Genomic DNA, 14,034 nt, shown 5'->3' on the forward strand with positions numbered 1-14,034 from the left:
CTATCTCTTCACTGCCGCTTTCTTTGCGGGAGCTTTCTTTTTCACAGCAGTCTTAGCACCCGTTGCCTTACCAGAAGCAGCCCCACTTTTCGCAGCCACCTTCTTTTTCTTTGGTTCAAAAGCATTTGGTACCTGCTCCACGATCAGTGCTTTTACCGTATCCAAAGAAATTGCTGCCAGTTCCTCAGGCGTATATTTATCGTTGGTCGCCGGATTCTTTCTCAGTTTCAGCATTTCTTTGCCAAAACGGATAAAAGGTCCCCACCTGCCATTCTCGATAGCTATTTTATCTGCAGGCCATTGCTGAATGAATCTGTTGGCTTCCTTGTCCAGCTTTTTCAGGATCAGTTCCTCAATATCCTGTTCCTTCAAATTGTCAAAATTATACGCCTTGGGCACATTGATAAACAAATCATTCCATTTGATAAATGGACCAAATCTGCCCGTACCCTTAGTCACCGGTAAACCCTCATAATGTGCCACAGGAGCGTCTGCAATGACCTTTTCGCCAATGATCTCTACCGCACGGGCCTGATCGATAGATAAAGGATCTTCATTTTTAGGGACAGAAATGTAAGCATCACCCCATTTCACATACGGACCAAAACGGCCTACACCCACAGAAACTTCCTTGCCCTGGTAATCCTCCAGAGAAAAGGGCAATTTAAACTGTTCCAGCGCCTCTTCAAGCGTCACGGTAGCAACAGACTGAGATTTGGCCAGGCTCGCATAGCGTGGCTTCTCTTCATCATCGTTATTGCCAATTTGAACCAGCGGGCCAAACTTGCCTATCTTTACATATACATTCTTGCCTGTCGCCGGGTCAGTACCCAAAAGGCGTTCTCCATTGGCCCTGTCAGCCGTTTCCAGCGTGGTTTCGACTTCAATATGAAAAGGCTTGTAGAAGGAGTGGAGCATTTTGGTCCATTCCTGCAGCCCCTGGGCAATCTCATCAAATTCCTTCTCCACTTTTGCGGTAAAGTTGAAATCGATAATACCTTTAAAATGCTCAACCAGGAAATCGTTGACCACTTCACCTATATCCGTAGGGAAAAGCTTTGCCTTTTCCGCACCGGTAATCTCTGTTTTAACCTGTTTTTTGATCTGACCGCCACTTAGTACGATGGTATTGAAAGACCTTGAACGGCCATCACGGTCTTCTTTGACCACATAGCCGCGGTTCTGTATGGTAGAAATGGTAGGAGCGTAAGTAGAAGGCCTGCCGATGCCCAGTTCCTCCAGTTTTTTTACCAGTGAAGCTTCAGTATATCTTGCAGGCGGCCTTGAGAAACGCTCAGTAGCACTCAGCTCATTGAGCAAAAGTTCCTGTCCGCGCGCCAAAGGAGGCAGCATGTTGTTGTTTTCTGAATCTTCAGCCTCGTCCTCGTCATAAGACTCGAGGTAAACCTTCAGGAAACCGTCAAACTTCAGCACTTCACCTTCAGCGACCAGGTTTTCTTTGCGCGTACTGATCCCGATCTGGGCCGTAGTCTTTTCAAACAAAGCTTCGCTCATTTGCGATGCAATGGCACGTTTCCAGATCAGATCATACAGACGCTGTTCGGAACTGTCACCCGGTACGGTGTGGTGGTTGAAATAGGTAGGGCGGATGGCCTCGTGAGCCTCCTGTGCACCTGCAGACTTCGTTTTATAAACCCTCAATTGATGGTATTTATCGCCATAAGCGGACCTGATCTCTGCAGCAGCACCCTGCAAAGCAGTTTCAGACAAATTAACTGAGTCCGTTCTCATATAAGTGATCCGTCCGCTCTCATACAAACGCTGCGCGATCTGCATGGTCCGGGAAACCGAATAGCCCAGTTTACGTGACGCCTCTTGCTGCAGGGTAGAAGTGGTGAACGGCGCAGCCGGATTGCGCTTGGCAGGTTTGGTCTCTAAAGAAGAAACAGAAAAGCTTGCGTTGATACAATCATTTACGAATTGCTCTGCATCAGCTTCTTTTTCAAACCGTTGCGGCAATTCAGCTTTAACAGTTTCCCTGCCTTTACCTGTCGAGAATATCGCTGATATTTTAAAAGCAGCGGTACTGTTAAATTTATTGACCTCTCTTTCTCTGTCCACGATCAGGCGGACAGCCACAGACTGTACCCGTCCGGCGGACAGTGACGGTTTTACTTTTTTCCAAAGCACAGGAGAAAGTTCAAAACCTACCAGTCTGTCCAGTACACGGCGTGCCTGCTGTGCATGCACCAGGTTATAATCTATAGTACGGGGTGTTTCAATTGCCTTTAATATAGCAGGCTTGGTGATCTCATGAAAAACAATACGTTTGGTTTTAGCTTCTTTGAGGCCCAAAGTTTCAAATAAGTGCCATGAAATGGCTTCTCCCTCGCGGTCCTCATCGGACGCTAACCATACCATTTCCGCTTCTTTCGCTAATTTCCTGAGTTCTGCTACTACTTGTTTTTTATCTGATGGAACTTCGTAAGTCTGAGCAAAATCATTGGTAATATCAATTCCCATATCTCCCTTCACCAGGTCACGAATGTGGCCGTAACTGGATTTAACAAGAAAATCCTTACCCAAATACCCCTCTATGGTTTTAGCTTTTGCAGGTGACTCAACTATTAATAAATTCTTCGCCATTCAGAACGTTTTTCTGCAAATAAAGCTATAATAAAGGCTAAATTCAAAATACAATCGAAAATTTATGCCAAAAGCGTTTGCAGGACCTTCGCGGTAGAAAGGCATAAACCGTCTGTATTTCAGTAAGCTAAAGTATTTAAGCGGATAGTAGCGTACCAAAAATCAGGGATGTAAAATAATCTGGCCGGTATATACACTGTCAGAAACCTGCTGTCTGTCATTACTGATAAAAGCAAGATAAGTTTCGACAACTGTATCCCGTTTTATCCAATCCTGAGTCCCCGGTTGCGGGTGAAATTCAAGTACATCTGTCCCTGCTGTTCTTCTGGCGCCCCCAACATTGAAAAAGGCATTCATCGTGTCGGGGAGGTAAGCCATTAACATGACCTGATCGCTTTTAAGCTTGTAATTCCAGTTGGGGTTGGTCTCCCAGGTAAAGATCAGCAGATCGCCCGATCTCGATACCCCTGCATTGACTGGTGCGGGTAAATCGCCTTTGCTCATGATCACTTTACTGTAGTCGGTGTAATAGTCGGGGTATTCGCCCATGATGGCATGCTTCCTGAAAAGGGAGCTGGCTTCATTCTGTGGAAATTTTGTTTTGCCTTTTGTAGCAGGATGAAAGCTGTAGCTGATAAAGTCTCCAATCGGTGCAACAAATTTTTGCGCCATAGTAAACTTTTTGCGTGAAGCCAGTTGTGGGATGGTGGCCGGAATATTTGTTTTATGGGATACCATTCGGCTGACATTCATGCCACGCCATACGTAGTGGATGACATTTCCCAATTTGCCAACAAGAGGCCCATATAGGCCTGATTTTAATCTGCTCATTTTTTCAGAATTTATAAGTTAGTTAGAAGAACAGCTTTTTAGCTGACTGTTCCTGATCCCAAATATAACATATGTTACTGAATTAAGTATATCATGTTCGGCTATTTAAAGCTATGAATAAATTCATCATAAACTATTTCTAAACTGCTTTAACCAGATGATGACCAGTCCGTGACCAGATGATGACCAGAACAGAACCAGACTAAAATAAGAACGCACACCTGTCGCGTAACAAGTTGGGGATATATTTTAATATGACATGGAGTCAACTTTTTTGTACTTAACTTCGTACTTGTTCTTGTACTTATTCTTTATTTTTAACTAAGATAATAACCCCTTCAAAAACTACATTATGAACACACTATTAATTTTACTGAGCCTGTTCTTTACACCGCCGGCCAAAAGCGTTTATGATTTCTCATTCAAAACCATTGATGGTAAAGAGATCAAACTTTCTAAATTCAAAGGCAAAAAGATCCTGATTGTAAATACGGCTTCCAAATGCGGTTTTACTCCTCAGTATACGGAATTGGAGCAACTGCACAAGCAATATGGCAAAGATGTGGTATTGATCGGTTTCCCGGCGGGTAATTTTGGCGGACAGGAACTGGCGACCAATAGCGAGATCAAAGAATTTTGCACTGGCAAATACAATGTTACTTTTCTATTGTCTGAAAAGACAAGTGTAAAAGGTGAAGACATCAGTCCTTTATTTAAATACCTGACCACTGCTGAAAACCCTGATTTCACAGGTGACATCAGCTGGAATTTTGAGAAATTCCTGATCAATGAAAAGGGACAGCTGGTACACCGGTTTAAGTCTAAAACTACTCCGCTGAGCGCAGATATCACTAAAACACTGGCCGCAAAATAGGGTTTGCCACAAAGAAAAAGATGCTTAAGACTGCTTTGCTAAAGCAATGTTTTTAAGATGGTGTTCAGCACTACTTGCCTAAGCGGTATTTTTGAGACAAGTTTTCCAAAGCTGCGAAAAAGAGAATTCCTAATTCAGGACGTCTCTTTTTTTTAATCTTATGTTTTTATGCTTTATCGTATTTTTGTGCATCAGGTCTTTTTAAAACTGCTTTAATCGATTATTCATAACTATGCCCGTGCAATTTTATAATCCCAGGAGATGGTTTAAACAACTGAGTTATCTGCTCCTGGCGGTTTCATTACTATGTGCATGCAGCTCTGGTTATAAACTGGTTAAATCGGGCCGGACGGATTATTCCATCAATAAGGAAATTGCTGCCGACAGTGCGATTATCAAAACTTATTTGCCATACAAGGCAAAAATGGATGCTGAGATGAACCGGGTAATTGGTCAATCAGCCATACTGATGTCCAAAAAAAGCAGCGATACCTTGCCCGAAAGTCTACTAAGCAATTTCTTTGCGGATGCGGTGATACAGCAAGCCCTGAAGATCGATCCTGCTATTGATTTTGCAATGCCTTCTACAAAAGGCGGGTTGCGGGTTGATCTGCCTAAAGGCGATATTACCGTTTCTAACATATTTGAATTGATGCCCTTTGAAAATCAGCTGATTGTATTTACCCTGAAAGGCAGTGATGTACAGCGTTTGCTGGATTTTATAGCAGCAAGCAACGGTCAGCCGGTGGCGCAGCTGAAGATGAAGATCAGCAATAAAAAGCCTGTTGATGTGTGGATAAACGGAGAGCGGTTTGATGTTTTGAAAAACTACAGGGTGCTGACTACTGATTATATTTCTGGTGGAGGTGACAATACACAAGGCTTTGAAAATCCGGTAGATAAGAAAATGCTTGACCTGAAGGTAAGGGATGCGCTGCTGAATTTTGTAAAAGAAGCCGGGACTGCCGGTAAGGTTATATGTTCAAAATCAGATGGAAGAATTACAAAGGATTAAACGCAGGGGATTTATTACGAAGAGTGGTTTGCTGGCTGGTTCTGCGGCACTTTCGCTGAGTTCTTTTGATGCGCTTGGGGCTTTTTCAGCAGACCACAGAAAGAGAAACACCTTAAATGCAGGAGAAAAAGATGCTTTAAACAGGCTGGGGGCAGATCAGCAGGCATTGGTAAACGGGGAGGTGGTTAAACTGTGTATTTTGCATACCAACGATGTGCACAGCAGGATTGAGCCTTTTGCAATGGACGGTTCTAAGTACCAGGGCCTGGGTGGTACTGCTCGCAGGGCTGCTTTGATCGGTAAGATCAGGGCTGATGAGGCCAATGTACTGTTGCTTGATGCGGGGGATATTTTTCAGGGTACGCCTTATTTTAATTTGTACGGTGGCGAGATCGAGATGAAACTGATGACCTTAATGGCTTATGATGGTGCAACTATGGGCAATCATGATTTTGATAATGGCCTGGAGGGATTCCATAAGCAGCTTCCGCATGCAAAGTTTCCGGTGATCTGCAGCAATTATGATTTTTCCAATACGGTGCTGAGCAAGTCTACTGTTCCGTTTAAAGTGTTTCACAAAGGAGGATTAAAGATCGGGGTATTTGGTGTTGGAATAGAACTGAAAGGCATCGTTGATGATAAGAATTATGGCGATACGGTCTACATTGACCCGGTTTCGAAGGCCAATGAGATGGCTTTATTGTTGAAGGAGGAGTTGAAATGCAATCTGGTGATCTGTTTGTCGCATCTGGGATATAGCTATAAGAATGATAAGGTTTCGGATAAGGTTCTGGCTGCGCAGACCCGTAATATTGATTTAATTATCGGTGGACATACGCATACTTTTATGGATGTGCCTGAGGATGTTATGAATCTGGATGGTCTGGTTACTACGATCAACCAGGTTGGTTTTGCGGGGATAAATCTGGGCAGGGTCGACTATTATTTTGAACGTTATAAAGGCAAGCATGTTAATACAGGCTCGCCTTATTTGATTTCGAATCAGGTATAATTGGACAGGGCTTTTGCAGGCCACTCGCTGTAATCCAGGGAGCGGGGATACCTTGATCGCCTCTCAACAAGATATCGCTCATGATGTTTGAGACGAACAGGCGTACAAAATGTGGTCAGGGAGGTTACACTAAAAAACCACCGCCCAGCAGGTCATTACCTTCGTAGAATACTGCGGATTGTCCTGGCGCTATCGCAGAAACATTGTGGTCGAATACCACACGCATCTTGTCTTTTTCCTGTACGATGGTACTCAGCATACCGGCATCTTTATACCTGATCTTGGTGATCACGTTGTCCATCGGTTCATGGATGCTTTCGTATTTGACCAGGTTGAGGTTTCTGACCAATGCTTCTTTTCTTTCCAGTTCGTCGGCACGGCCAAGTACTACGGTATTGCTTTCCGGCAGGATCTGGGTTACAAACATGGGTTCACCGAAAGCTACGCCTAGTCCTTTTCTTTGTCCTATGGTATAAAATGGATAGCCTTTGTGCTGGCCGATGACCATTCCATCTTTGTTAATGAAGTTACCGCCTGCTACACGTTCTTCCAGGTCTTCTACTTTATGTTTTAAGAAGGCGCGGTAGTCGTTGTCCGGTACAAAGCAGATTTCATAGCTTTCGCTTTTTTTGGCCAGTTCTTCTTGTCCCATGTCCAGCGCCATTTGCCTGATCTCGGACTTGGCGAACGAGCCTAATGGAAATTGCGTGCGTGCAAGGTTTTCCTGTGAAACTCCCCACAATACGTAGGATTGGTCTTTGTTTTCGTCTTTTCCTTTGGAAATGACGTAGCGGCCACTGTCTTGCTGCCGGATGTTGGCATAGTGACCGGTTGCGATAAATTCGCAGTCGAGTTTGTTGGCGCGCTTCAACAGGGCTTCCCATTTGATGTGGGTATTGCAGAGTACGCATGGGTTTGGTGTGCGACCTGACAGGTATTCGTCTACGAAATTGTCGATCACGAAGTCTCCGAACTCGTCTCTGATGTCTAATATGTAATGGGGAAAGCCGTAGTTTACTGCCAGGGTACGTGCATCGTTGATGCTGTCCAGACTGCAGCACCCGGTTTCTTTGCTGCTGCTGCCGGATGTGGCGTAGTCCCAGGTCTTCATAGTCAGTCCGATTACTTCGTATCCTTGTTCGTGAAGCATTACTGCTGCTACTGAACTGTCGACCCCGCCGCTCATGGCGACTAATATTCTGCCTTTTTTACTCATGTTATTTAATACTGCCGCGGGTTCAAAGCCCGGTGATTAAGATATAAGGTGCAAAAGTAGGGGTTTTTAGGCAATTGACGAGTAGTTAGTGGTCAATTAGTTGTCAATTAAAGAGTAAAATTCAGTGATAGGTAAAATTAAGTGATCTTTTTTCGGACTCGGGGATTCACGTTCTGAAAAAGAACGCAATCCCAATGTCCTCTCAAAGACACTGAATTTTGGGGAAAGTATGGGGGCTATACAAAGAGGAGCTATTGTTTATGCGTAAGGAAATTAAAACTGGTTTCTTAAAGAAGATACTGGATTTGCGGAAAGCAGGGTGGCTAGGGGCATTGCGCAGCTGTGTCCCAGCCTTCGAAAAGATCACCAGATTTTCGGTAAAATAAGCGCCTTGCATTCGATATCATAACTATCACACATTCAATATAACAAGTATCATGCAATATAATAAGTATCCTGCAAGCGCAATCGCTTTAACTTTAAGAAAGGATGTAGGAAAACGTATTAGCAAAGCTGTAAACAATGATTTTGTAAAGAATTTTTTTACCTTAGGCGATGCTTGTCATGTTTCGTTTATAAGGACGTGCTTTGCTGCGAAGGCATACTGTTGGACTTACGGAACCTGGTTTGATCTTGTATTTATTTAATCTGGTATTAAGGAACCTTAATTATTATTTTGAGGAGCTTTTTCCAGGTATTTTGAAGGAACTGATTTTACTTATTTTATATGAAGAGAGTTTTATTTTATGGTTTGCTGCTTGCTCCGGTGCTTTCTGTGGCCCAGCAGGGATTGGTTAAATATGTGAAGCCGATCATCGGTACAGAAAAGATGGGGCATACTTTTCCGGGTGCTACGGTGCCTTTTGGGGCGGTTCAGCTGAGCCCGGAAACAGATACCATACCGTATTCGGTGGATGGTAAATATACCGGTACGGTTTATAACTATTGTGCGGGGTATAAATATGAGGATAAAACCATTGTTGGTTTCAGCCACACGCACTTTAGCGGTACGGGGCATTCTGACCTGGGTGATTTTCTGGTGATGCCGACCCAGGGGCCATTACAAATGAACCCGGGTATTGCGGCCAATCCTAAATCAGGTTTCCGTTCTTCGTTTTCACATGCCAGTGAGGTTGTTGAGGCCGGTTATTATAAAGTGAAGTTAGATGACGACAACATTCTGGCTGAGCTGACTGCTACAAAAAGGGTAGGGCTGCACCAGTATACTTTCCCGAAATCTGACCAATCGCATATTATCCTGGATCTGATGTCAGGCATTTATAACTATGATGGTAAGAATGTGTGGACTTATGTCCGCGTGGTCAACGATACACTGATCACAGGCTACAGACAGACCAATGGCTGGGCACGCACGCGGACAGTCTATTTCGCGATGTCGTTTTCTAAAGCTTTCAAAGGATATGGTCAGAAAAACTTCGATGGTCCACAGCCATACCGGGGTTTCTGGCGGAAATTTGACCAGACTAAGAACTTCCCGGAAATTGCGGGAAAGAATGTGAGAATGTACTTTGATTTCAATACTGAGGCTAATGAAAAAATAAAAGTAAAGATGGCTTTATCTCCTGTTAGCCAGGATAATGCTTTGGAAAATATGCGGGCTGAAGTGCAGGGATGGGATTTTGACAAGGTAAAGCAACAAGCGCAGTCTGAATGGGAAAAGGAGCTGAAGAAGATAAAAATAGAAGCTTCTGAGGACGATAAGATCAACTTTTACACTGCGATGTACCATACTTTTATCAACCCGACGACTTATGCGGATGTAAATGGCGAGTATAAAGGTCTGGATCAGGGTGTGCATAAGGCTGATGGTTTTGTGAATTATACTACTTTTTCACTTTGGGACACCTACAGGGCGTTACATCCTTTCCTGAACATCATGCAGCCTTCACGTAACAATGACATTGTGAAGTCTATGATGGCCCATTATGATCAAAGCGCATTGAAAATGCTGCCGATCTGGTCGCATTATGCCAATGATAATTGGTGCATGAGTGGTTATCACAGTGTATCTGTTCTAGCGGATGCGATTGTCAAGGGTGTGTATACCGGTGACGCCAACAAAGCGCTCGATGCTTGTATCATGACGGCTAATCACCGTGATTATGAGGGTATTGGTGAATATATTGATAAAGGATATATTTCTGCGGAGAAGAGTGGCACTTCGGTGTCGAATACGCTGGAATATGCTTACGACGACTGGTGTATTGCGCAGCTTGCCAAAAAATTGGGCAGACAGGATGTTTATGATACGTTTATCAAAAGGTCTGGTAACTGGGTCAATAATTTTGATAAGTCTATCGGTTTTATGAGACCTAGGATGGCTGACGGTTCATTTAAGGCGAAATTTGATGTGCTGAGTACGCATGATCAGGGCTTTATCGAGGGCAATACCTGGAACTATAGTTTCTTTGTTCCGCATGATCCTGATGCGCTGATTGCTAAAATGGGCGGTGCGAAAAAGGTTGGGCTGAGACTGGATTCTCTGTTTACTATGCATTTACCGGATGAGTTTTTTGCTGAAACTGAGGACATTACCCGGGAGGGGATTGTCGGCGGTTATGTTCATGGCAATGAGCCGGCGCATCATGTGGCTTATTTATACAACTGGATCGGTCAGCCGTCTAAAACACAATCCAGAATCCGTATGATCCTGAAAATGCAGTATAAGCCTACGCCTGATGGTTTGGGTGGCAACGATGATTGTGGTCAGATGAGTGCCTGGTATATGTTTTCTTCTCTGGGCTTTTATCCGGTAGCGCCAGGCTCTGATGAGTATTCTCTGGGTAGTCCTGCTGTGAAGTCGGCAGTGCTTTCATTGGAAAATGGTAAGACGTTTACTGTCGAAGCGCTGAACCAGAGTGATAAGAATGTGTATGTGTCTAAGGTATTGTTGAACGGTAAGGAGCATAAGGGTTTGACGATTAAGCATTCGGATATTGTGAATGGTGGGAAGATTACGTTTACAATGTCACCCAAGGCTAGTAATGGTAAAATTAAGTAATAGTAAAAATTAAGTGATCTTTTTTCGGACTCGGGGATTCACGTTCTGAAAAAGAACGCAATCCCAATGTCCTCTCAAAGACACTGAATTTTGGGGAAAGTATGGTGTGAATGTATGAGGCGAAGATTGAGAGATAAAAAGGCCAGCGTTTTACGCTGGCCTTTTTATGTTAATGATATCTCTATTTATTTTATGCTGCTATATATTGATTTCATGATTTAAGGTAGCTATTTTATGAAATGCATGAAAATGTTTCTTTAACTGTTCAATATCATCACGGCCTGCTATGCTCCCTGCTTTCCATAAAATTCAGTGTCTTTGAGAGGACATAGGATTTGTGCCCTTCTTCAGGGCGCAAGGTCCAGTCCGAAAAAAGATCACTTAATTTTACCTTTACTTTTTGTTCCAGATTCCATTTTTGCGGCTAAACAAATGCTGGTACATCAGCACGGGGATCGTTGCCCTGGATCTGGTTTTTGCGGATATCGGAGGGATAAGAAGGTTTTTTGATGATCTTTTTATTGAGTCCGCTGGCTGCGCTGTAGAGCAGGATGCTGCCGAGGGCGATTTCTTCTATGCCCCTGAAGGTATGCTTGCGAAGGGCTCTAATGCCTTTCTGCAGCATATAAACGCCGGCGATCACTGAAATCAACCTTTTTCCGGAGTTTAGTTCTTCTGTTTCGTATTTGCTCAGAAGGGAGCTTACTATGGATGTAGTGATGTTATCTTTTATATGCCTGAACATGGTTAATTCAATTTAATGTCTGAAATTCATTTTCTGACTAATTGTTGAACATCGTCAGGGATGATTTTGTTTGCATTAAAATCGTCAATTTTATTGAAGTTTTTTTGACGGCGGGTCTGCGTCGGGCACTGATTTCTCCTAAAGATTGGTAAAGATCAAACTTATCTGTGCCGATCCGGATGGTATAAATTCTTAGCTGGTAAAGAGGTACTTTATATCAATGCGCTCTAACTTTTCTATTTTGCCAAGAATAGCATTGAGGCTGCTTTTTCTGATCTCTAGCTGCATCGTACAGGTGTTGTCAAAATTCTGGTCAAGTATGTTGAGTTGCTCGTCTTTCACCAGTTTCATGACATCGTTCATAGCCATATAGTCAAAGCGTATTTCATAGATGTCGTTTACTGTTTTCTCTACAATATTTGATTCTTTAATTGCTTCTGCGGCAGCAGTTTTATAAGCATTGATTAAACCAGGAACACCAAGTAATGTGCCGCCAAAATACCGGACGACAACGATTAGCAAGTTGGTGAGATCAGCGGAAAGTATGGTGTTCAAAATTGGTCTTCCCGCGGTTCCGGAGGGTTCGCCGTCATCCTGGATCCTAAAGATGCTTCTATCTGGACTGAGACGCAATGCCCAGCAAAAATGTCGCGCTTTGGGGTGTTCTGATCTTAATTTTTGCAGGATATCTTTTACGTCCTCATCTGATTTGATGGGAAAGGCAAAGGCAATGAACTTGCTTCCTTTGTCTCTGTAAGTTCCTTCAGAATGGCTTGCTATGGTTTTGTAGGTATCATCAAACAGCATATTTCTGAGATAGGGTAATCAAAAGAATAGCTACAAGTGCAAGAGACAATCCCCAGTAGTTGAGCTTATTGAGTTTCTCCCTGAAGATGAATATGCCAACGAGGGTGCCAAGAATGATCACGCCAATATTCATTGCGGCAAATACGGTTGAAGGGTTGTCGGCCATGGCGCGGTGTGCTTTCAGATAGAAAAGGATATTGAAGAAATTGAAAAAACCAAGGATACAGCCGCAAATGAAGTTGATGAGTTCGAGTTTTTGTTTTTTAATGAGTGACTGATAAGCGATGAAAGCAAGTGATATGATAAAGGAAAGGGCAAATATGAGTACCAGCGAACTGGTATAGGGGATGGTTTTGATCTGGGCGACTTGTTTGAAGAGTGTATCTATGAGTCCGAAACCGATAAATACAATGACGGGATAGATCCAGTTGACAGCCTGGCTGCTTTTTGTCTTTTTATAAAGGGTAAAAAATATGGCGATAAAACCAATGGCCAGCCCGCAGAGTTTTAATGTGGTGAAATCTTCTTTAAATAGAAAATAAGCGGCCAGTATGGGGATAAATAAGGATAAGCGCTGTGCTATATCTGTTTTGACTATCCCGATGTTTTTGACTGATGCAGCCAGGAACCAGAAGATGACTGGCAAAAGGACACCTAATGCGAGGTGGATCTTAGGTGGTGTTCCGGCAGTGAAGTGACCAATAGCGGGTCTGAAGAATACAAAACTGAGACTGATTGCAAATAAGTAGTTCCAGGTGACGGCCTGCGGAATGCTGATCTTGTACCTTTTTGCAAGTTTCAATAAAACTGCTACAGTAACGCTGCAACAAATGCTGATGATCAGGTATATCATTTGCTGGTATTTTGATAGACACTCAGTTTGTCCTTGCCGATCAGGTAATTGTCTTTTATAGCACCATTGATCTGGGGAGCGGCAATGCCGTCCTGCCAGGAGCTGGCGGAGGTAAATACGCGTGCTTCATCCCAAAGATTAGCGCTAAGGAATTGGTTCAGCAGGTTTGCACCGCCTTCTATGATCACGGACTGTATGTCCATGAGGTACAGTTGAAAAGCAATCTTTTGAGGGAGGTAGTATTGCATATCTTCCATTTGGATAAAATGGATGTTATCGACGACCTTGGTCTTTATTTCATTGAAAACCACTGTTTTTGCGTCTTCGTTGTAGATGTGGCTGCTTAATGGGACCTGCAGTTTGCGGTCGATCAGCATGCGGGTTGGGTTTTTACCGGTCCATTCCCGGCTGTTGAGCAGCGGGTCGTCGGCAATGGCGGTTTGCTTTCCGATCAGGATGGCATCTTCTTCTGTGCGCCATTTGTGTACCAGTTTCTTGGCCAGCGGCCCGCTAATCCATTTCTGGCCGGTGATCTTCGGTGCAAAATAGCCATTGGCAGTGGTGGCCCATTTGAGGATAATGTAAGGACGCTGATGGTTGATCCTGGTCAGGAAACGTCTGTTCAGAAAACTGCATTCTTCCTGTAGTACGCCGGTTACGACTTCTATTCCTGCGTTTTTAAGTTTCTCTATGCCTTTTCCGTTTACATCTTCAAAGGGATCGGTATTGCCGATAACAACCTTTTTCAGTTTGTGTCTGACCAGCAGATCTGCACAGGGTGGGGTCTTGCCATAGTGAGCGCAGGGTTCAAGGCTCACATAGGCTGTTGCACCTGCAAGCAGCTCGGCTGCCCGGTCGCCATGGTTTCGGAGCACTGCATTTATGGCGTTAACTTCGGCATGGGCTTCACCAAACCTGGCGTGATAACCTTCGCCGATGATTTGATCGTTGTTGACTATAACACAGCCAACCATGGGATTGGGGCTTACATTTGCTATTCCCAGTTTGGCCAGTTCAAGGCAGCGTTGCATGTATATTTCGTCTGTCATCAT

General features: G+C 43.8%; 11 protein-coding genes. 4 read left to right on the top strand and 7 right to left on the bottom strand.

Going from position 1 to position 14,034, the window contains the following annotated elements; genetic code table 11:
- Both topA and QEP08_RS11950 read right to left on the bottom strand, forming a co-directional pair.
- Entirely contained in the window at positions 1-2,607 is a 2,607-nt protein-coding gene (gene topA, locus QEP08_RS11945) for a type I DNA topoisomerase (RefSeq protein ID WP_285058280.1), read from the bottom strand.
- Between the two features lie 162 nt (positions 2,608-2,769).
- Positions 2,770-3,438 (bottom strand): DUF6266 family protein, encoded by a 669-nt coding sequence (locus QEP08_RS11950; RefSeq protein ID WP_285058281.1) that lies wholly within the window; start codon positions 3,436-3,438, stop codon positions 2,770-2,772.
- A gap of 352 nt (positions 3,439-3,790) precedes the next feature.
- Here QEP08_RS11950 and QEP08_RS11955 point away from each other — a divergent pair, with 352 nt between their 5' ends.
- The 3 genes from QEP08_RS11955 (at position 3,791) to QEP08_RS11965 (ending at position 6,339) form a co-directional block, all read left to right on the top strand.
- On the top strand, positions 3,791-4,312 hold the full coding sequence (locus QEP08_RS11955; RefSeq protein WP_285058282.1) for a glutathione peroxidase: 522 nt from the start codon (positions 3,791-3,793) through the stop codon (positions 4,310-4,312).
- Between the two features lie 232 nt (positions 4,313-4,544).
- On the top strand, positions 4,545-5,327 hold the full coding sequence (locus tag QEP08_RS11960; protein WP_285058284.1) for a 5'-nucleotidase C-terminal domain-containing protein: 783 nt from the start codon (positions 4,545-4,547) through the stop codon (positions 5,325-5,327).
- Positions 5,305-6,339 carry a bifunctional metallophosphatase/5'-nucleotidase gene (locus QEP08_RS11965; protein ID WP_285058285.1) on the top strand — a complete coding sequence of 345 codons (1,035 nt, stop codon included), beginning with the start codon at positions 5,305-5,307 and terminating at the stop codon, positions 6,337-6,339. Before QEP08_RS11960 ends, QEP08_RS11965 begins: the two co-directional genes overlap by 23 nt.
- 124 nt (positions 6,340-6,463) lie before the next feature.
- Here the strand turns inward: QEP08_RS11965 and mnmA are convergent, their stop codons facing one another.
- Positions 6,464-7,555 (bottom strand): tRNA 2-thiouridine(34) synthase MnmA, encoded by a 1,092-nt coding sequence (gene mnmA, locus QEP08_RS11970; RefSeq protein WP_285058286.1) that lies wholly within the window; start codon positions 7,553-7,555, stop codon positions 6,464-6,466.
- A gap of 727 nt (positions 7,556-8,282) precedes the next feature.
- Here mnmA and QEP08_RS11975 point away from each other — a divergent pair.
- Entirely contained in the window at positions 8,283-10,577 is a 2,295-nt protein-coding gene (locus QEP08_RS11975) for a GH92 family glycosyl hydrolase (RefSeq protein WP_285058287.1), read from the top strand.
- Between the two features lie 424 nt (positions 10,578-11,001).
- Here QEP08_RS11975 and QEP08_RS11980 read toward each other — a convergent pair whose 3' ends face one another.
- From QEP08_RS11980 to ribD, 4 genes are all read right to left on the bottom strand, one after another.
- Positions 11,002-11,322, bottom strand: coding sequence for a hypothetical protein (locus QEP08_RS11980; RefSeq protein WP_285058288.1), 321 nt, complete (start codon positions 11,320-11,322; stop codon positions 11,002-11,004).
- A gap of 192 nt (positions 11,323-11,514) precedes the next feature.
- On the bottom strand, positions 11,515-12,129 hold the full coding sequence (locus QEP08_RS11985; RefSeq protein ID WP_285058290.1) for an IMPACT family protein: 615 nt from the start codon (positions 12,127-12,129) through the stop codon (positions 11,515-11,517).
- The gene (locus QEP08_RS11990; RefSeq protein ID WP_285058292.1) at positions 12,119-12,982 is read right to left on the bottom strand and encodes a DMT family transporter; all 864 of its coding nucleotides are present in this window, start codon (positions 12,980-12,982) and stop codon (positions 12,119-12,121) included. Before QEP08_RS11990 ends, QEP08_RS11985 begins: the two co-directional genes overlap by 11 nt.
- Complete coding sequence (gene ribD, locus QEP08_RS11995) at positions 12,979-14,031, bottom strand: bifunctional diaminohydroxyphosphoribosylaminopyrimidine deaminase/5-amino-6-(5-phosphoribosylamino)uracil reductase RibD (RefSeq protein WP_431844608.1); 1,053 nt, start codon at positions 14,029-14,031, stop codon at positions 12,979-12,981. Before ribD ends, QEP08_RS11990 begins: the two co-directional genes overlap by 4 nt.
- Positions 14,032-14,034 lie beyond the last annotated feature (3 nt).

Source organism: Pedobacter ginsengisoli, from assembly GCF_030244015.1.
Classification (GTDB): Bacteria; Bacteroidota; Bacteroidia; order Sphingobacteriales; family Sphingobacteriaceae; genus Pedobacter; species Pedobacter ginsengisoli.